We start from the raw sequence: 19660 nt of genomic DNA on the forward strand, positions 1-19660 counted from the left end.
CTTCAATAATTGATAGTATATGATTTTTTTGTTCGAACAAATATTGTGATTAAAGCTGTTAGATAAACAAGGTAAAGACAAATCCAACGATACCCACTAATATGCCATAAGATAAAGCGGGAATAACTGTCTTCCGCAAGATATTGCCTTCCTGTCCTGACAAACCAACGACGGAACTGACCGAAACGATGTTGTGTACACAAATCATATTACCAGCCGCTGCTCCGATTAATTGGGAAGCGAGGACTAAGCTTTGACCGACTCCTGCTTTTGAGGCGATATCGGCTTGAATTTGTCCAAATGTCAATGTCGATACGGTAGTGCTTCCAGTCACAAAAGCACCTAACTGGCCTAAGAATGGAGCGATGACGATCCAAATTGAAGATAAGTATTTGGAAATTATTTTCGCAATATACATCGGCATACTTGGTAAACTTGAATTATTCAGTGCTGAGTTAGTAAAGATCTGCACCATGATCAAGGTTACAACCAAGGCTAAAGCAGTTGATCGCATGGAGATGACTACGTCTTTAGCAATTGGCAAGAAGCTCTTGAGTGAACGGACTTGAATCAACAGGCCAATGACCACGGCAAGCGTTAACAGAGTTCCGGGTGAATAGAGAAATTCCCAATCAGAATTGACTTGTTGAAATCCTAAAATGTTTTTCCAGGAAAGATTAACATTGCTAGTTAAAAACTGTTTTAAAGGCATGATCGTTCTAGTTGCTAGTAACAATAAAATTACCACGATATAAGGTGACCAAGCGGTTAAAAGCGACATCTTATTGTCGGAAGTTACGCTCTGTTTTGAAATCGTCCAAGGGTCGTCAAAGACTGATTGTGGCAATAAAAAGCGGTACTTGATCGTACCGATAGCCACGATGATCGTCAAAAATGGTGCCAAAATCGAAACGAATTCATAGCCAACAAAAGTTGAAACGGCGATGGCAAAGATACTATAGACCAAACCGATAAAAATCGTCCAAGGGGCAACGGTTAGAAAGTCATGTCTTGCGTTACCATCTTTTTTTCCAAACATGAAAGTCAGCATTAAAACGATCATCAAAGGCATGAAAGTCCCAGCAAAGAGGTCAATCTGCGTAACTCTTTGCCCGACAGTATTGAGAAGATTCGTGTTTTCCGTTACGTTGCTTAAACCAACAGTTAAGGGGGTACCAACAGCTCCAAAGGCTGCCGGAGTCGAATCGGCAACTAAAGCAATCGTCACCGCTGCCATAGGCGTGAAGCCTAATGCGATCAACAATGGTGCTGTAACCATCGCTGGTGTACCAAAGCCAGAGACTCCTTCGATGAGTCCTCCAAAAAGGAAGGCTACTAGAATAACTTGAAGCCGCATGTCAGCAGAAATCGTGTGAAAGCCGGCATTAATACGCTCAATGGCTCCAGTGTGTTGGAGGATATTGAGCATCATCAAAGCCCCAAATAAGATCCACAGAATCGGTAGTGCTTTGTGGACGGATTGAAAAATTGAAGCTAATAAAACTTTTGCGGGCATTTTCCAAAAGAAAAAGCCTTCTAATAAAACGATCAATGCACTGATCGACATACCCTTAGTTGCTGGCATGTTAAGGATGCCCAAGAGAACGAGTGGCAAAATGACCGCTGATAGTGCAATTAAGATCATATTGTATTTCCCCCTAAACCAATTTTATACATTATATAATTTTTGACTAATGGTTGGGAACAAAAAGCTATAAAATATTTTCAGAAAACTGCCTAAATGTTAGAGCATCGAAAGTGGACCACCGTTAATTCCTTTAGTAATAGTGATCGTGTCCGGGTCGATCGTCGTTTGATCAGCTAAGAGATCTTTCAGATGTCTTTTGAAGTCATTTTCAGCTAATTGTGATTTAACGTGCCACGCTGAAAAATCGCCATTAGCAGAAACGTCGCCGATAGTTTCAATTCCGGAAATATTTTTTGGATCAGTCGTTTGATCAGATTTGAAATCAATAAAGTAGTTGGTATACCACAGTTGAAAAGCCATAATTTTCCTCCAGAGTTTTTCTAACTTAATCATATAATACTTTTTAGTCTGAAAGTCGTTTATAAAAAAAGTTTTCAATCGCTTATTCTCACGTTACAATAAAAAAAGCGAGGTAGATTATGAAACAAATTACATGTCAACAAACTAAAACTATCAGTGAACGAGTAGTCTTTGATGGTGATTTAAACGATAAACAGACATTATTTGGCGGTAAGACGCTCTGTCTTCTAGATGAAAATGCTGGCCTAGCCAGTTTCAAAGTTGTCCGTGGCAAAGTGGCTACAGCAGGATATGACCATCTTAATTTTTGGCGCCCAATCACCACTGACAAGTATATGCGAATCGAGTCAGTGGTTACCGGAATAAAGGGTCGACAAGTCGAAGTCTTTACCAAGGTCATCAGTCATGATCTGAAAACAAATATCAAAGAAATTGCTTTTACCGGATTTTGTACAATGGTAGTCTTGCGTTCCGCTACTCAAATTGAATTGCCCACTTTAGTTCCGGAAACCGAAGAAGAAAAGTATCTCTGTGCCGGTTTTGAAGAACGTTTGCAGTCGAGACAAGCATATTTAACGCAAAAAGATCAATTTTTAGGTCATTTAGAACTTGATTAAAATAAGAGTGAACTCAATTGTGAGTTGTCACTCTTTTTTTAATCGATATGTTTTGATAAAAAGTCTAAAGCATTGCTGACTTTGAACATCGTGTTTTTAGGATCGTGTAATTGGTCATATGAGAGATCCAGCTTGGTTGTAGCATGATTTAATTCTAATTCCAAGAAGAATGGCTTTCTTAACCAAGGAAAAGGTGATTGCTTAGCTGGTTTGATCGTCAAGATATTTTTTAAAGTGTAGTTTTGAGCTTCCTCTTGTATTGAAAAAGCCTTTATTTGTGAATAACTAATGAATTGAAAATCCGCTTGCTGGGGAAGAAAAATCATCTTTAATTTATCGAGGTAATTATCCATTTTGTAGTATGAAATACCGTGTTTTTCAAGTTGCCAATGCGAGAATAATTTAGGTAGATTAATGGGGTAGTAAACGAAAAGTAATAGAAATAGACATAGTAAAAATAAGCTAATTCCCAAGTTGAGATTTACCAATAAACCAAGTGCTCCAGCCAAAAAACTGACTAAAAAACTTACAATAATTGGACGTTTATTGATTCTTTTGCCAAATTCAATTGTAGTGGTCATATTCAAGGCTCCTTCTTAATGCTAACTCCATTGTAATATTCCGTAAGCGGTTACACAACCGCTATACAAAGGAATTTATTTATCAATATTTCTTTGGAAAGCATTGTAATAGTTTATTTTATCGTATATCCTGAAACTATATTATAAAGTAGGAGGGTTGATTATGGAAAAAAAGGTAAAAAAGTGGCAAATGCCATCAGCTTATACAATTTTGTTCTTCTTGATAATCCTGGTAGCAGTTTTGACATGGATTATACCCGCGGGCGAGTATGCCACTTCTAAAGCGGGAAATATTATTGCAGGAACGTACAAAGCCCGAACAAGCAGTCCTCAGGGTATTTGGGATGTTTTCTTAGCTCCAATCAATGGTATGGTTGGTACTGATACGACTGAAGGTTCAATTTCAGTTTCCCTATTCATTTTAGTTATTGGTGGTTTCTTAGGGGTCGTCAATAAGACTAAAGCTTTGGATGACGGGATCAGCGCCACAGTTCGTAAGTACGAAGGTAAGGAAAAAGCTCTTATTCCCATTTTAATGACCTTATTCGCAATCGGTGGTTCAACTTATGGTATGGGTGAAGAAACGATTGCTTTCTATCCAATTTTGATTCCAGTTATGATCAGTGTTGGTTATGACTCGATTACCGCTATTTCGTTAGCCTTGATCGGTTCACAAGTTGGATGTCTAGCTTCAACAGTAAATCCATTTGCGACAGGTGTTGCATCACAAACGATGAATATCTCACCTGGTGATGGATTGATTCCACGGTTTATTTTGTTAATTATCGTAACTGTGATTAGTATCGTTTATGTAATGCACTATGCTGAAAAAATTAAGAAGGATCCATCACAATCATATGTTTTTGAGCGTCGTCAAAAGGATCTGGAAGAATTTAATATGGAAGAACGCTCAATTGGTGAAAAATTAACTAAGAAGCAAAAGAGCGTCTTGTGGTTATTTGCTTTAACTTTTGTCATTATGATCATCAGTTTGATTCCTTGGACAAGTTTAAATCCTAAGTGGACATTCTTTGAAAGTTTTACAAAGTGGTTAACACATATTCCATTCTTGGGTGCCTTGGTTGGTCAAGACATTGCGCCATTAGGTACTTGGTACTTTACAGAAATCACAACTTTGTTCTTTATGATGTCAGTAATTATCATGTTTGTCTTTGGAATGAAAGAATCCGAATATATCAATGCATTCTTGAATGGTATGACCGAATTCTTAAGCGTTGCGATCATCGTTGCCGTTGCTCGTGGTATCCAAGTGGTTATGAACAATGGTTACATCACTGCTACAGTCTTGCATGCTGGTGAAACTGGATTGCAAAATCTTTCCGCTGGTGTCTTCATTGTTTTGACATACATCTTCTATATTCCAATGTCATTCTTGATTCCTTCAACATCCGGCCTTGCCGCTGCTACGATGGGAATCATGGGTCCATTAGGTAAGTTCTCAGGGGTTGATGGTTCATTAGTTATTACCGCTTATCAATCAGCTTCAGGACTAGTTAACTTGATCACACCAACTTCTGGTATCGTTATGGGTGCCTTAGCCATTGGACATGTTGATATCGTTAAATGGTGGAAGTACATGTGGAAACTTGTGGCAATTTTGTTCGTGGTCATTGCGGTGTTCTTAGTTATTTGTTCGATGTTCAAATAGTTATAAAAAAATAATTCTGGGGGTTTAATGATGGAACAATTTATTACAGATCAGATTCAGGAAGCAGCAATCAAAGATTTGGGTAAAATGGTTGGAATCGCCTCTTTCAACGAACCAGCTGAAGAAAAGGCACCTTTTGGTAAGGGGCCAAAGAAAGCACTCGATGAAATGATGAGTTTATTGGATAACCTTGGTTTCAAGACTCACGAGAATCCAGATGGTTATTACGGCTATGCTGATATCGGTGAAGGCGATGAGACTTTTGGTGTCGTTTGCCATTTGGATGAAGTACCAGCTGGTAATTTGGAAGCATGGGATGTTGAACCTTATAAGTTAACAATCAAAGATGACGTGCTTTATGGTCGTGGCGTTCAAGATGACAAAGGACCAACTCTCAGTGCTATTTATGCGATCAAGTCCATTTTAGATAAAGGCTATAAGTTCAATAAAAAGATCCGTTTGATCTTCGGGACTGATGAAGAGATCCTTTGGAGATGTTTGGCTGAATATAACAAGATTGAAGATCCAATTGATCTAGGTATTGCCCCAGATGCTGACTTCCCATTAATTTATGCCGAAAAAGGTTTACAGCAATCATATCTAGTTGGACCTGGTTCAGATGAATTGCAATTGGATTTGGAGAATGCCTTCAATGCTGTTCCTGGTAAAGCAGTTTACAATGGTCCTAAACAAGATGAAGTAATGGCTGCCTTAGAGAAACATAATTTTGCCGCAGACAAAACAGCTGATGGAATCGAAGTTCATGGTAAATCAGTTCACGCAATGGAAGCTCCAAACGGAGTTAATGCTGTGGTTAGATTAGGTATTGCTTTGGCTGACGTTTTCCCTGATGTTAAAGTCTTGCAATTTTTGAAGGCTTTTGGTGAAGAGGCACATGCTAAAAACTTATTAGGCGACGTTTCTGATGATGTTTCAGGACAATTGACCTTTAATATTTCCAGTCTGAAAATCACACCAACAGAATCTAAGATGCAAATTGATCTACGGATTCCAGTTAAAATCGATCATGACCAGTTGATTCAACAAGTTTCAGATGCTGTAGCTAAATTTGATTTGAAGTATGAAAACTTCGACTACGTTGCACCATTATACGTGCCAACTGATAGCAAATTAGTTAAGACCTTGATGTCAACTTATCAAGACCTCACTGGTGATACAAAGTCGCAACCTGCCATTTCTGGTGGAGCAACCTTTGCTAGAACCATGAATAATTGCGTGGCCTTTGGTGCCATGTTCCCAACTACTCCGAATTATATGCATCAAGCTAATGAAAGATGGAGCAAAGCGGACATGAGAAAAGCAATGGAAATCTTTGCCGAAGCAATTTATAGATTATGCGTTGAATAATTTTTGAAAGATAAGGCAGAAGCCTTATTTTTTTTGCCTTTCTAAGACTAAAAGTTTGTTTTATATTCAAAAATTAGGTAGCGTAACAGTAGGAAAATAATGAGAGTATATTTAATTCTTTATGAAAAAGCTTGTTAAATATTGAGGTGTAAGATTATGTTTGATTTTAATACGCAAGCGCAAAAATTTAAGTTTCAAGGAGAAATTACGGTCCCAGGTGACAAAAGTATCGCTCATCGAGCCATTATGTTTGGCTCTTTAGCTGACGGCGTGACCCAAATCAGCAACTTCATGTACGCTGATGATTTAACGGTAACCACTAGGATCTTTAAACAATTGGGTGCTAAGATTCATTCCGAGATCAGTAATAAAGATATGATCATCAAAGGAATGAAGCATCAATTTCAGCCCGTTTCAGAACCACTTAATGTTGAGAATGTGGGCACAATGCGAAGTTTATTACTCGGAGTCTTGGCAAGTGTGCCTAATCAGTACAAAATTATCGGTGGCAAATATTTGAGTCAGAGTCCGATGGATCACTTACTAGAGCTTTTGGCGAAGATGGGAGTTAACCTTCAACAAAGCTCTGAAAATGCGTTACCGCTTCAAATAACTGGTAGTCAAAGTCTAGAGGGCATTACTTATCAACAGGATATTTCAAATGCACAAATTAAGAGCAGTTTGATTATGGCTGGTCTATACGCTCAAAGTCCTACGGAAATTATTCGCAAGTTGCCAACAAGAAATCACACCGAAGTCATGGCCAACTATTTTGGTGCCAACATCGAGGTGACACCGGATATCATCAAAATAAATCCACTTGAGACAAATCTATTGGGTCAGAGTATCACGATTCCGGGAGATTTTTCTTCTGCCGCTCTGTATGTTGCAGGCACCTTATTGTCTGAAGGTAGTCAAATGGTCTTACCAAAGGTCAGCCTCAACTCGACCAGAATTGGACTTTTACGGGTCGTTAAGCAGATGGGTGCTCAAATCGGAGTTAAGAATCAATCGATCGATGCAGTCGAGCCCTTTGGAGATTTAGTTGTAAAGTCGCAGAAACTACACGGTACCACAGTCACTGCTGAAGAGGTGCCATTCATTATCGACGAAATTCCTTTAATTGCACTGATTGCTTCGCAAGCAGATGGGAAAACCGTAATTGAAGGAATTCACGATGTTTATTTACAAATTGATGATCGGCTTCGTAATATGCGGACGGAGTTAGCAAAATTAGGTATTGTCATGGAAGTTCATCAAGATTCAATCGTCATAGCGGGTAATCAAGAGATCAAGGTCAAGGATGATGTCGACAGTCATAATGATCACCGAATAGCGATGATGTTGTGCATTGCCTCAATTTTGACGGACAGCCCCTTCAAAATTAAAAATATTGAAGCAATCGATATATCGTATCCTGGATTCATTTCCGACTTAAATAAAGTTCTTGTTGCGAAGTAATCGTAACAAAGGACTTCTTTTTTTTGGAGTAGTGTCGTATGATTGTTGTAAATCGTTTCAATGTAAGGGGTTACTGAATTAATAATTGATTTTATCGGGACAGATTTAGATGGAACACTCTTAAATAGTTACAGCAAAATATCATCCCAGAATGTTGCGGCAATCAGGGAAGCAGTCCAAGCGGGGAAAAAGTTTGCCATTTGCTCTGGTCGAACATTGCATTCAGTCAATAAATTTTTTGAAAAAGATCTAAAGGTCGCAGGCTTTAAAGTAGTCTTAAATGGAGCAGTGGTAGTTGATCCAGAAGGACAAGTATTATTGAATCGGCCGCTCGAGCAAAAGGTTATTGCTGAAATTTTAAAACGGTCCGAATTTACCGATTTCAAGGTTGTTTTAGATGGACTCAACGACATTTACATTTATGATTCTAAACACAGTTGGACGACGTATTTCGAGGGGATGAATCGCCACCATTTTAAAGCGCATTCGATCAACGATTTAGAAAAGTTGAACGCACGAAGTGACTTTGATATTTACAAAGTCTCTTTTAGTTGTCCTCCCAACAGGCTTGCTGAATTGCAAAAACGACTAGAATCATTCACTTCACTGCCTATAACGATCAGCCGTTCTGGTAAGTATTATTTTGAGATCAACGGACAGGATGTAACAAAATTGTCAGCCTTGCAACATGTTTCAGAATTGATCGGCATTCCGATGACGAATTTCATGTGTTTTGGCGATTATGGGAATGATTTGGATATGATCAAAGAAGTTGGCTATGGTGTAGCCATGGGAAATGCTGTTGAAAGTGTTAAAGATGTTGCTTGGAAAGTCACTGATAGCAACAATCAAAACGGAGTGGCCAAGATCATCAATCGTGCTTTGAAAAATGAATTTGATTAAGAGTAGTTCCAGTCGAAATTAGATTGGGGCTATTTTTTTATCGTGTATTTTGTTTTTCGATAAAAACATCTTGATAAAAATTAAAAGAAGTTATACAATCAAAGTGTTCTATGAAAGCGTTTTTAGTAAACGTTTTAAGAAAAAAACAAATACATATTTTACTATAGAAGGGGTACTAAATTATGGCTGAAAAAACAATTATGCTAGTATGTGCTGCTGGTATGTCAACAAGTCTACTTGTTTCAAAAATGCAAAAAGCTGCTGAAAGCGACGGAATCGATGCAGAAATCTTTGCTACTGCTGCTGCAGATGCAGATGCAAAATTAGATGAAAAACATCCTGATGTTCTAATGCTTGGACCTCAAGTTAGATATCTTGAAGGTCAATTCAAACAAAAGTTGAGCATTCCTGTTGAAGTAATCAATATGCAAGATTACGGTATGATGAATGGTGAAAAGGTGCTAAGAGAAGCTGTTAAGCTGATCGATTAATCAAGATAATACACACAAAAGGGGTGCAAATGCGCCCCTTTAATTGTTTTAAATAAAAGTAAGCGCTTAATTAAAAAATGAGGAGTTTTAAAAATGGCTGAAGAACAACATGATGAACAACTAGAAACAGTAATGGGATTGATTATTAACGGTGGTAACGCTAAGAGTTCATCCTTTGAAGCAATCAATGAAGCTAAAAAAGGACACTTTACTGTTGCTGATCAAAAATTAAAAGAAGCTGACAAATTCTTAGTCGATGCCCACAACTCACAAACTGATATGTTGACCAAAGAGGCTAACGGCGATCATGCCAAAGTAACTCTATTGATGGTTCACTCTCAAGATCATATTATGAATGCCATTACCTTTAGAGACTTGGCTGGAGAAATTGTAGATTTGTACAAGAGACTAGATAAAGAAGGGAAATAATTTCAATGAGTGAAGGAATTCAAATGCCTGAAGGTTTTCTTTGGGGTGGTGCTGTTGCAGCTCATCAATTAGAAGGTGCTTGGAATGAAGATGGCAAAGGAGTTTCCATTGCCGATGTCATGACAGCTGGCGCTCATGGAGTTGCTCGTCGAGTGACTGATGGCGTTAAACCGGGAGAAATTTATCCTAATCATTGGGGAAATGATTTCTATCACAAGTATCCAGAAGATATTAAATTATTTGCTGAATTGGGATTGAAGTGTTTTAGAACTTCCATCGCTTGGACGAGAATTTTTCCCAATGGTGATGAAGAACAACCTAATGAAGCGGGATTGAAATTCTATGATGATTTGTTCGATGAATGTCTCAAATATGGGATTCAGCCGGTCATCACATTGTCACATTTCGAGATTCCATATCATCTTGTAAAGGAGTATGGCGGTTGGAAGAATCGTAAGATGATTGAATTCTTCGATCGGTTTGCGGAAGTTGTTTTCAAGCGTTATCAACATAAAGTTAAGTATTGGATGACTTTTAATGAGATCAACAATCAAACAAATTGGAAAGATCCACATCCCTTGCTCCAAGATTCAGGATTAGAGTTAGGGCCTGATGACAACTGGGAAAAAGAAATGTTCCAAGCTGCTCATTACGAGTTTGTTGCCAGTGCGCATGCAGTTCAAATGGCTCATAAGATCAATCCTAAGCTCCAAGTTGGCTCAATGATTGCGATGTGTCCCGTTTATCCTTTGACTTCTAAGCCAGAAGATATTATGAAAGCAGAACGGGCCATGCAATATCGCTATTACTTTGGCGACGTTCAAGCCTTAGGCTTTTATCCAGAATGGATCGAGAAGTATTGGGCTCGGAAAGGGTATGATCTCGATATTACTGCCGCTGATTTGGCAGCAATTAAGGCGGGAACTGTTGACTATGTTGGCTTTAGTTATTACATGTCATTTACGACTAAAGCACATGCAGGTGAGACTCACTTTGACTATGATGAAGCCGAAGATTTAGTTTCCAATCCGCATGTTGAAAAATCTGACTGGGGTTGGCAAATTGATCCCGTTGGTCTACGTTACGCCATGAATTGGATGACAACTCGTTGGCACAAGCCACTCTTTATTGTTGAGAATGGTTTTGGTGCCTATGACAAGCTGGAAGATGACGGTACGATCCACGATTCATATCGGATTTCATATTTCCACGATCATATTTTACAAATGGAAAAAGCTGTCAAAGAAGATGGCGTTGATTTGATCGGTTACACGCCTTGGGGTCATATTGATTTGATTTCAGCAAGTACCGGTGAAATGAAGAAACGTTATGGGATGATTTACGTTGACCAAGATGATGAGGGTCACGGTAGTCTCAAACGTTATAAGAAAGATTCTTTCAATTGGTATCAAAAAGTAATCGCCTCAAATGGAGAGGATATCGACGAATAAGACATATAAAAGGAGAGGAATTTTTATATGACTGAAACGACAAAAAGTGGTTTAAGAAAAGATTTCTTGTGGGGAGGTGCCGTAGCGGCTAATCAGCTTGAGGGAGCTTTTGACGTTGATGGAAAAGGAGTCAGCGTCTCAGATATTATGACTGCGGGTGCATACCAAAAACCACGTGAGATAACAAAAGGTATTATTCCAGGGAAAAATTATCCCAACCATACAGCAATTGACTTTTATCACCAATATAAAGGCGATATTAAATTGTTTGCGGAAATGGGCTTCAAGTGTTTTAGAACTTCTATTGCTTGGACGAGAATTTTCCCTAATGGGGATGAAGAACAGCCAAATGAAGCTGGTTTAAAGTTTTATGATGATTTGTTTGACGAGTGTTTGAAGTATGGTATCGAACCAGTAATAACCTTGTCGCATTTTGAAATGCCATATCATTTGGCAGAAGCTTATGGTGGCTGGAGAAATCGAAAAGTGATCGACTTCTTTGTTAAATTTGCCACAGTTTGCTTTAAACGTTACAAGGATAAAGTTAAGTATTGGATGACTTTTAACGAAATCAATAATCAAACTACTTTTACCAATGACTTTATGGTCGCAACTGATTCTGGTTTATTATTTGATGGCAATGAGACTGAAGAAGAACGTGAAGCATTGATGTATCAAGCTTCACATTATGAAGTCGTTGCTAGTGCCTTGGCTGTTAAGATTGGTCATAAAATCAATCCTAATTTTGAAATTGGCAATATGGTTAACTTTACTCCAGTTTATCCAGCATCTTCAGATCCAAAAGATATCCTTTTGGCTGAAAAGGCCATGCAGAGACGTTACTGGTGGGCTGATGTCCAAGCATTAGGCGAATATCCAGTTGGAATGGAAGCTTATTTCAAAGCACATAATTTCAGACCAGATATTACCGCAGAAGATCGAGTAGTTTTGCGTGAAGGAACCGTTGATTATATCGGTTTTAGTTACTATAATTCGATGACGGTTAAATATAGCGATGATAATCCTGATTTCAAATTCATTGGTGATCGTGAAACAGTCAAAAATCCTAATCTGAAATATAACGACTGGGGTTGGCCAGTTGACCCAATTGGCTTACGTTATTCGATGAATTGGTTGACAGAACACTATCACAAGCCAGTAATGATTGTTGAAAATGGGTTCGGAGCTTATGATAAAGTTGAAGCTGATGGTAGTATTCATGATGACTATCGGATCGACTATCTCAGAGCTCATATTGAACAGATGATAAAAGCTGTTAACGAAGATGGTGTTGATCTGTTAGGCTACACGCCTTGGGGTTGTATTGACCTAGTTTCAGCTGGAACTGGTCAAATGTCCAAACGTTACGGCTTCATTTATGTTGATAAAGATGATGACGGCAATGGTACGTTAGCGCGCTCAAAGAAGGATTCATTCTACTGGTATCAGAAGGTAATCCGTTCCAATGGATCACAACTAGACTGAATCAACTAAAAGAAGCTGAGACAAAACCAAATTGTTTGTCTCAGCTTCTTTGTTTCAATGCAAATGTAATTTGTTACATGTATAATATAATTATCTTTACTAAAAATGACATAGACCAATTTGAAAGGAGGAAAGAGATTATGTTTCCCTATCAGAAGGTTCATGAATTGAATCGTTTAGAGTTGATCGTCTATAAATATATCATCGGGCATACTAAAGAAGTTCAAAATATGACGATTCGTGAGATGGCAGATGCCGCTCATGTTTCGACTACGACAATTTTGAGGTTTCTTAAAAAGATGGATTATAGCGGCTTTTCTGAATTCAAGTTTGCCTTGAAACAAAGCCTGAAGCAACCTACTAAATCACAACAAGATCCTAGTATGGAACCGATTAAGAACTTTTTTCAGCTGGTGGCAGATGAAGAACCGTTTGATAATAAAATCAATCAAGCAGCCGATATGATCAATGCCTCTGACTTAGTGTTGTTTTTTGGAGTAGGTAACAGCGGTCGGATCGCTCAATATGGCGCCAGTATTTTATCCAGCTATGGTGTGTACTCCTTGCCCATCATTGATCCATTTCAACCGGAACCATTTTCCAATCGTGACTTCTCTAAGACTTTATTGATCCTCGTTTCTGTCTCTGGTGAAACCGATGAAGTCTTAGCTCAAGCCCGGTATTATCGGAAGAATGGGGCGCAGACGATTGCCTTAACAGCTAATTCATATTCAGTTTTAAATCAGATCACTGACTTTTCAATCTCTTATGACACACCACAGAATCGTAAAGGGCATATCAATGTGACAACTCAAGTTCCAATTGTTTACACGCTGGAACAAATCTCAAATTGTGCTTACCATAAGATGGTAGACCATAGCGAAAATCACTTCACGGAACATGTTACGGATTAGTAACATGTTTTTTAGTTTAAAACTTATTATTTTACTTTTAAAAGCATATACAAAATAATGAAAAGGGTTACAATTGAATTTGTAAGCAGATTGGTGTTTCTGCTATGTAACAAATTTTATTTGAGGGGGTTTTGCATATGGCTGAAAAGAAATCCGGCAGTTTCGTCCAAGATAAACTTATTCCTATTGCGGGCAAACTTGCTTCTTCACGTCATTTGATTGCATTACGTGATGGTATGACTTTAGCTGTTCCAATGATTATCATTGGTTCAATCTTCATGATCATCGCACAATTCCCAATTCAAGCCTATCTAGATTTTATGGCTAGTATCTTTGGTAAGAATTGGGCTACGGTATTACAATATCCAACTAACGCCTCATTCCATATTATGGGTCTGATCGCGGTTATCGGTATTTCTTATAACTTGGCAAAGAGTTATAAGGTTGATCCTATCTCTGCTGCAATTGTTTCATTAGGTGCTTTTGTCCTAACGATTCCATTGAAGACAGATAAAGCTGGAGCTTTGTGGATTCCATTGACACAATTTGATTCAGCTGGCCTATTTACAGCTATTATTGTCGGTCTATTTATTACTGACTTCTATGTTTGGATGGTTCACAAGAATTGGACTATTAAGATGCCAGACACAGTTCCACCAGCAGTAAGTAACTCATTTGCTGCTTTGTTCCCAGGTTTAATTATTTTACTTCTTGTTTGGGTAATTCGTTTAGGTGTTGAAGCAACACCAATGCAAAGTATTCCAAATATCATTTCCTTCTTCTTGGCTGATCCATTAGGTCACTTGAGCAATACCTTACCAGGTGCCTTAGTTGCTGAATTCCTGGTTTCATTCCTATGGTTATTCGGTATTCACGGAGCCAACGTTGTTTCAGGTGTTATGATGCCTATCTGGTTAACAGCTTTGAACCAAAACCACGCTGCCTTTACAGCTGGTAAAGCTTTACCAAACATCGTTACAACTTCATTCTTCGATAACTTCGTCCACATGGGTGGTTCCGGTGCTACAATCGGTTTGGCAATGCTTCTAGCCTTTGCCGCAAAGAGTAAGGAACTTAAGACTTTAGGTAAATTGGTTGCCGGTCCTGCACTGTTCAACATCAATGAACCAATCGTCTTTGGATTACCTATTGTTATGAACTACAAGATGGCAGTTCCATTTATTTTGACACCACTTGTAAACGTACTAACAACATATATCGCTATGGCTACTAATTTAGTGGCAAGACCAATGGGTGTTTATATTCCTTGGACAACTCCACCAATCTTGTCAGGATTTATTGCAACTGGTCATATTTCAGGTGCGGTATTGCAAATTATCAACATTGTTCTTGATACATTAATTTACTTCTACTTCTTCAAGTCAATGGATAAAGACAAGTTGGCTGAAGAATTAGGTCAAACAGAAACTGCTAAATAAAACTTTTTGGAGGTCGTGTTTTGAGAAGACTGGGATTGTCATTATATCCAGAACATTCAACTTTTGCTGAGGATAAGAAGTATCTTGAGACAGCACATAAACTAGGTTATTCGCGGATCTTTGCTTCATTGCTGGAATTGGGTGAAGATCAAGACAAAACGATTCGTCGTTTCAAAGAAACAATTGCTTATGGAAACCAATTAGGTTTCGTGACAATTGTTGATATGAATCCTCGTTTATTTAAAGAATTGGATATTAGTTATGATGATTTATCATTTTTCCACGAACTGGGAGCTTATGGTATCAGATTAGATGAGGGCTTTTCTGGTATGGAAGAAGCTAAAATGACTCATAATCCTTATGGTTTGAAAATTGAGATCAATATGAGTTCAGGTACTCATTACTTGGACAATATTATTTCTTATCATCCCAATACCGATAATTTACTCGGTTGTCATAACTTTTATCCACAACGTTTCACTGGTCTCGGTGAAGACTTCTTTATCAAGTGGTCGAACTTCTTCAAGCAACGCAATATTCATTCAGCCGCTTTTGTCAGTTCACATCAAGCAACTTTTGGTCCTTGGCCAGTTCAAGATGGACTACCAACACTAGAAGATGATCGTGATCTTCCAATTGCTACTCAAGTAAAACACTTGTTGATGAGCGATGCCGTTGATGATATTTTGATTGGCAATACTTACGCTTCCGATGAAGAGTTAAAAGAAGCTGCAGAAGCTTTCTTTGCTCCTTATCCAACCTTGAAAGTTAATTTCTCGGCTGATACAACTGATCTAGAAAAAGAAGTTATTTTAAAAACTACTCATATTTATCGTGGCGATGCTTCTGATTACTTGCTTCGTAGTACGATGACACGAGTCGTTTATAAAGATGGCGATTTCCCAGCTCATGATACCAACGATATCAAACGTGGCGATATCATTATTGTGAATGAGAATTACGGTCAATATAAAGGCGAAACGCAAATTGCACTTCGTGATATCAAGAATGATGGACGTCGTAACGTGGTCGGACATTTGGATGAGAAAGAGGCATTCTTGTTGAATTATCTGGAACCATGGAGTAGTTTCAAATTAGCAGAATAAAATAAAGAAATACTATTCTCAATTGAATAGTATTTTTTTATAAGGAGCAAAATATGAATAAATATTTACTTTCCGAAGATAAATTCGATGTTTTTTATAATCTGTACTTGTATTCCTTTAACCGTGAAGATTCACTCCACCGTAAGCAGGTCTTCAAAGAACGCTTTGACCACTCTTTAGTGTATGGCCTGATGAATCGTCAAAAACTTGGCAGTGGACTATTCAGTATTCCATTTGAAGTTAACTTTCATGGCGTCGATTACAAGATGAATGGCATTGGGGATGTGATGAGTGCGCCAGAATTTGGTGGTCACGGAGGTGCTAGTTCGTTGTTGAATGCGGCGTTAAATGATATGCATGAGAATCAGGTGACATTGTCATATCTGGCCCCATTTTCTTATCGTTATTATCGTCGCTTTGGTTACGAACAAGTTTTTGATCATACAGTTATTTCACTGGACAATTACAATTTACCTCGCATCAAGAACTCAACTGCCGGCTATGTAATGCGTGACAAGATTAAGGACATGAATCCAAAAATCAGGGCGATTTATCAGAGCGATAATGAACTCGGGGGAGTAATCCGTCCGCAATGGTGGTGGGATCACATGCTGGATAAACATCAAGATTATCAAATTGCTACAGCTTTTGATGATCACGATGAGATAATTGGCTATTTGATCTACTATAGCGAAGGGGAAACTTTCTATATTCATGAATGGAAGAACTTAACTGATTTGAGCCGAAAGTTATTGAGTCGCTTTATCGTTAGCCATCAATCTATTTTTCGAAAGTTTGTTTATGAATCCGCCGATCCCAACTTAAAAGCTGACTTATTAGAAGAACCAGGTTTAGCTAAAGTAGAAGTGCAACCATATATGATGGCTCGAATAGTTGATTTGTCAGATTTCTTGCAACGCTATCCTGTTCAAAAAACAACCTTAGCTAAAACTTATCTTAAGGTCAACGATACTTTGGCTTGGAATAACCACACTTGGTGTTTGGCGATTGAAGATGGCATTGTTAAATTGAAAATTGCTGACGACCATACCCCTCAACTAGAGCTAACGATTCAGAATTTGACTAAGGCAATGTTTGGCTATCGGAGTCTGAATTCACTGTTTGAGTCTGGGGCAGTGTCAGGTGATCAGAAAAAGCTTGCTGAACTGAATGAAATATTTGTGAAAAATAAGCCACAATTAATAGATTACTTCTAATATAATAGAAAATATTTTGTTAAAATAAATGAGAAGGAATATTTCTCGTTTCCAATGATAATTTATTTACTCACAATTTTATAAAAAAGTAATTTATTATTTTAATTGTATATAATAATAAAAAGAGTAAGCTTTGCCTACGAGTAATTATCTTGAATACTTCACAGTGAAAGGGGCAAAGTCGATGACCTGGAGTGTTTGGCGAGTAGCACCAATAATTACAAGTATCTTTTTTATCCTAGGAGTCTTTACACTTTATCAAGTTGTTTTTGATTGGCTGAAAACCATCTTGCGTGAAAAACAAGTTGACTTCAAAGATGAAACCTTGCGATCGTGGTTCGGAGTTATTTATATGCTGATCTTTATCTTCAGTATGCAATCGACGTTGGTAGGAGAAAAGTTCTCTTGGGAATTTATGAATTTCATCATTATTGCTTTAATATTCTGTGCTTATTTTTTGAATATTAGAATTCCAATCTATTTATTTTTGCCGATTGTCTTAGTGTATATGCTTTTTAATGGTTCTTTTGGTTATTGGGAATCTTGGTGTCACGCGATCAGTCTCATCTTGACATATTGGGCTTTTAATTTTATCAAGCGTTTGCCAGCTCATGCAGATTCTTTTATTAGTTATATGGGAATTGGTATCGTTAGTGGAGCCATAATGTGGTTCTTTGTTGCCGTAAAATTCCACCTTTCACCGATAGTTTACATACAAGAGTGGGGCTATTTAATTATCTTTGAAGTCTTGTTATATAGCTATGTGCGCATGTTAGTCCGTGAAAGTAAGCTGAAGGGTCACTTGTTGGACTTTGCCAATCACGATGCTTTAACTAAGTCAAAGAACTATGCAGCATATAATTCTGATATAAAGATTCTATTTAACCATAGTTTAGAAAATAATTTAGACTTATCGATGATGATGTTTGATATCGATCATTTTAAACAAGTCAATGATTCTTACGGTCACTTGGCAGGTGATCAAGTGCTGAAAAAAACCGCTGCCGCCGTTCAAACAGTCATAAACGAGAATGATTCAAATGTGAAATTGTATCGAACCGGTGGTGAGGAATTTAACGTTGTTTTTCCGGGTTATGATTTGAATTCGACAAAACCACTTGTGACTGAAATTTTTGATACTTTAAATAATATGAGTATTGAAAATGACGATAAAAAGATTAGAATTACCGTTTCTATCGGTGTTTCAAGTTTGCATAATAAGGATAAAAGCACCGATGAATTTTATAAACGAGTTGATAAAAATCTGTATCATTCAAAAGAAAATGGTCGTCATCAGATAACGGCCGTCTAAGGACTCCGTTTTTCGGTTTCAAGTTAAACCGGCTCCTTGTCAAATCGTATTGAATAGTTTTTGTATGAAAGGCATCCTCTCGCAGGATGCTTTTTTATGTACAAATAAGTCTTATTCTCTTAAGAAAATGGTCAAGATTTTTAAAACCGTAACTGACATGTTTGAGCTTGGCGTCTTTGGTTGGTTTCTTTTTATTGTCAGTCATCGTTAGGGCTCGCCTTCTCCGGTCAGCTGGACTAGATGAACCATTGACATCAAATTTAAGCTTCCATTGTCAAATTGTTCCATCATTTGAAATTTTAAAGTGCTTATCAGTCTATGGTAACGAAGTATTATTTTTTACTAACCAAGTTATTACCTCTATTTTGAGTTGAGCGAAGATTGTAGTACTGCCCATGCAAGATTTATACATTTCAATTGCCTGAAGGTTTAATTCTTTTGAATATTTAGCCACAGAAAAACACCCTCGGTATTGTCTCCAATACAGAGGGTGCACTTCAGATCATTAATTCTAACTTTATTATAGTTTATTTATAAAATAAATTAATTATTTTATTTATGCTTTTAAATGTTATGATTTATTTTTAAAGTGACTTTTAACAATTATTTATACAATGTACAATTTGTTTAGTAAACTCAAATACCTATAAACGAATTTAAAGTAGGACTATCCTATCAAAACCGAGGGAGCGGTTATATGACAGATAATACAAAAGACGAAGTGTTTCGGCTAATAGATTCAATGTATAACAATGTTAAAGTGGGAAGCAATGATCCTGATATATTGGATGTACTAATGAAAGCCACTTTAGCTCTTAATAAAGGTATGGCTCCTCAAATAGTAGCAGCTAAGACGGTTAATGGCATAAACCTATTTGTTTTAAGTAATAAAAAGATGAATTTGAGTGCTGAATTTAATGCTGATTACACTCAACTAATCAAATTGTCTCGGGCCGGTAGTTATAAGTGGATCTCTACTGGTGTGGGAGATTTAAGAATTCAGTTTTTTTAAGACTTAATTTTTGCTTTCCAATTAAAAATATTTAATGTTTAAATACCGATGGTTACATCACAAATATAGCATGAATTTGAATAATTTATAAATAGCCTTGGGCTTTACAATTACTTAAGGTTCTAAGTCAAATCGTGTTGGTGATACCTACTTCTAAGAGTCATACCTTAATTGGTATGGTTCTTTTATTTTTAATT

Annotated in this window: 18 protein-coding genes; 15 read left to right on the forward strand and 3 right to left on the reverse strand. The window is 37.5% G+C overall.

The window, feature by feature from the left end; translation table 11 throughout:
* Positions 1 to 58: 58 nt before the first annotated feature.
* Positions 59 to 1645, reverse strand: a complete 1587-nt coding sequence (locus ACYT32_RS05190; RefSeq protein WP_395264843.1) for an L-lactate permease — start codon at positions 1643 to 1645, stop codon at positions 59 to 61.
* Between the two features lie 99 nt (positions 1646 to 1744).
* A complete protein-coding gene (locus ACYT32_RS05195) occupies positions 1745 to 2008 on the reverse strand; it encodes a hypothetical protein (RefSeq protein ID WP_395264842.1) in 264 nt (87 codons plus the stop codon).
* A gap of 119 nt (positions 2009 to 2127) precedes the next feature.
* Between ACYT32_RS05195 and ACYT32_RS05200 the strand changes: the two genes are divergently transcribed.
* Positions 2128 to 2625, forward strand: a complete 498-nt coding sequence (locus ACYT32_RS05200; RefSeq protein WP_395264841.1) for an acyl-CoA thioesterase — start codon at positions 2128 to 2130, stop codon at positions 2623 to 2625.
* Between the two features lie 38 nt (positions 2626 to 2663).
* Here the strand turns inward: ACYT32_RS05200 and ACYT32_RS05205 are convergent, their stop codons facing one another.
* Positions 2664 to 3206, reverse strand: a complete 543-nt coding sequence (locus ACYT32_RS05205; protein ID WP_395264839.1) for a hypothetical protein — start codon at positions 3204 to 3206, stop codon at positions 2664 to 2666.
* 163 nt (positions 3207 to 3369) lie between these two features.
* Between ACYT32_RS05205 and ACYT32_RS05210 the strand changes: the two genes are divergently transcribed.
* From ACYT32_RS05210 to ACYT32_RS05275, 14 genes are all read left to right on the forward strand, one after another.
* Positions 3370 to 4875, forward strand: a complete 1506-nt coding sequence (locus ACYT32_RS05210) for a YfcC family protein (protein WP_395264838.1) — start codon at positions 3370 to 3372, stop codon at positions 4873 to 4875.
* Between the two features lie 30 nt (positions 4876 to 4905).
* Positions 4906 to 6243, forward strand: coding sequence for a M20 family metallopeptidase (locus ACYT32_RS05215; protein ID WP_395265037.1), 1338 nt, complete (start codon positions 4906 to 4908; stop codon positions 6241 to 6243).
* 156 nt (positions 6244 to 6399) lie between these two features.
* Entirely contained in the window at positions 6400 to 7704 is a 1305-nt protein-coding gene (aroA, locus tag ACYT32_RS05220; protein WP_395264837.1) for a 3-phosphoshikimate 1-carboxyvinyltransferase, read from the forward strand.
* Between the two features lie 93 nt (positions 7705 to 7797).
* Entirely contained in the window at positions 7798 to 8607 is an 810-nt protein-coding gene (locus tag ACYT32_RS05225) for a Cof-type HAD-IIB family hydrolase (protein WP_461793371.1), read from the forward strand.
* 182 nt (positions 8608 to 8789) lie between these two features.
* A complete protein-coding gene (locus ACYT32_RS05230; protein WP_395264836.1) occupies positions 8790 to 9098 on the forward strand; it encodes a PTS sugar transporter subunit IIB in 309 nt (102 codons plus the stop codon).
* Between the two features lie 93 nt (positions 9099 to 9191).
* The gene (locus ACYT32_RS05235) at positions 9192 to 9527 is read left to right on the forward strand and encodes a PTS lactose/cellobiose transporter subunit IIA (RefSeq protein WP_395264835.1); all 336 of its coding nucleotides are present in this window, start codon (positions 9192 to 9194) and stop codon (positions 9525 to 9527) included.
* A gap of 5 nt (positions 9528 to 9532) precedes the next feature.
* On the forward strand, positions 9533 to 10978 hold the full coding sequence (locus tag ACYT32_RS05240) for a 6-phospho-beta-glucosidase (protein WP_395264834.1): 1446 nt from the start codon (positions 9533 to 9535) through the stop codon (positions 10976 to 10978).
* Positions 10979 to 11005: 27 nt separating this feature from the next.
* Entirely contained in the window at positions 11006 to 12463 is a 1458-nt protein-coding gene (locus ACYT32_RS05245) for a 6-phospho-beta-glucosidase (RefSeq protein WP_395264833.1), read from the forward strand.
* A gap of 140 nt (positions 12464 to 12603) precedes the next feature.
* Positions 12604 to 13377, forward strand: coding sequence for a MurR/RpiR family transcriptional regulator (locus ACYT32_RS05250; protein ID WP_395264832.1), 774 nt, complete (start codon positions 12604 to 12606; stop codon positions 13375 to 13377).
* A 137-nt stretch (positions 13378 to 13514) separates the two neighbouring features.
* Positions 13515 to 14816 carry a PTS cellobiose transporter subunit IIC gene (gene celB / locus ACYT32_RS05255; protein ID WP_395264831.1) on the forward strand — a complete coding sequence of 434 codons (1302 nt, stop codon included), beginning with the start codon at positions 13515 to 13517 and terminating at the stop codon, positions 14814 to 14816.
* Between the two features lie 20 nt (positions 14817 to 14836).
* Positions 14837 to 15922 (forward strand): DUF871 domain-containing protein, encoded by a 1086-nt coding sequence (locus ACYT32_RS05260; protein ID WP_395264830.1) that lies wholly within the window; start codon positions 14837 to 14839, stop codon positions 15920 to 15922.
* Between the two features lie 53 nt (positions 15923 to 15975).
* Entirely contained in the window at positions 15976 to 17139 is a 1164-nt protein-coding gene (locus ACYT32_RS05265; protein WP_395264829.1) for a GNAT family N-acetyltransferase, read from the forward strand.
* Between the two features lie 184 nt (positions 17140 to 17323).
* On the forward strand, positions 17324 to 18451 hold the full coding sequence (locus tag ACYT32_RS05270) for a GGDEF domain-containing protein (protein ID WP_395264828.1): 1128 nt from the start codon (positions 17324 to 17326) through the stop codon (positions 18449 to 18451).
* A 697-nt stretch (positions 18452 to 19148) separates the two neighbouring features.
* Complete coding sequence (locus ACYT32_RS05275) at positions 19149 to 19463, forward strand: bacteriocin immunity protein (protein WP_395264827.1); 315 nt, start codon at positions 19149 to 19151, stop codon at positions 19461 to 19463.
* The last annotated feature ends 197 nt before the right edge of the window (positions 19464 to 19660 follow it).

This window comes from Companilactobacillus sp. FL22-3, assembly GCF_054881455.1.

Excerpts from the sequence above, each read along its gene's own strand:
- ACYT32_RS05190 (WP_395264843.1), bottom strand. The coding sequence starts at position 1,645 with ATGATCTTAATTGCACTATCAGCGGTCATTTTGCCACTCGTTCTCTTG.
- ACYT32_RS05195 (WP_395264842.1), bottom strand. The coding sequence starts at position 2,008 with ATGGCTTTTCAACTGTGGTATACCAACTACTTTATTGATTTCAAATCT.
- ACYT32_RS05200 (WP_395264841.1), top strand. The coding sequence starts at position 2,128 with ATGAAACAAATTACATGTCAACAAACTAAAACTATCAGTGAACGAGTA.
- ACYT32_RS05205 (WP_395264839.1), bottom strand. The coding sequence starts at position 3,206 with ATGACCACTACAATTGAATTTGGCAAAAGAATCAATAAACGTCCAATT.
- ACYT32_RS05210 (WP_395264838.1), top strand. The coding sequence starts at position 3,370 with ATGGAAAAAAAGGTAAAAAAGTGGCAAATGCCATCAGCTTATACAATT.
- ACYT32_RS05215 (WP_395265037.1), top strand. The coding sequence starts at position 4,906 with ATGGAACAATTTATTACAGATCAGATTCAGGAAGCAGCAATCAAAGAT.
- aroA (WP_395264837.1), top strand. The coding sequence starts at position 6,400 with ATGTTTGATTTTAATACGCAAGCGCAAAAATTTAAGTTTCAAGGAGAA.
- ACYT32_RS05230 (WP_395264836.1), top strand. The coding sequence starts at position 8,790 with ATGGCTGAAAAAACAATTATGCTAGTATGTGCTGCTGGTATGTCAACA.
- ACYT32_RS05235 (WP_395264835.1), top strand. The coding sequence starts at position 9,192 with ATGGCTGAAGAACAACATGATGAACAACTAGAAACAGTAATGGGATTG.
- ACYT32_RS05240 (WP_395264834.1), top strand. The coding sequence starts at position 9,533 with ATGAGTGAAGGAATTCAAATGCCTGAAGGTTTTCTTTGGGGTGGTGCT.
- ACYT32_RS05245 (WP_395264833.1), top strand. The coding sequence starts at position 11,006 with ATGACTGAAACGACAAAAAGTGGTTTAAGAAAAGATTTCTTGTGGGGA.
- ACYT32_RS05250 (WP_395264832.1), top strand. The coding sequence starts at position 12,604 with ATGTTTCCCTATCAGAAGGTTCATGAATTGAATCGTTTAGAGTTGATC.
- celB (WP_395264831.1), top strand. The coding sequence starts at position 13,515 with ATGGCTGAAAAGAAATCCGGCAGTTTCGTCCAAGATAAACTTATTCCT.
- ACYT32_RS05265 (WP_395264829.1), top strand. The coding sequence starts at position 15,976 with ATGAATAAATATTTACTTTCCGAAGATAAATTCGATGTTTTTTATAAT.
- ACYT32_RS05270 (WP_395264828.1), top strand. The coding sequence starts at position 17,324 with ATGACCTGGAGTGTTTGGCGAGTAGCACCAATAATTACAAGTATCTTT.
- ACYT32_RS05275 (WP_395264827.1), top strand. The coding sequence starts at position 19,149 with ATGACAGATAATACAAAAGACGAAGTGTTTCGGCTAATAGATTCAATG.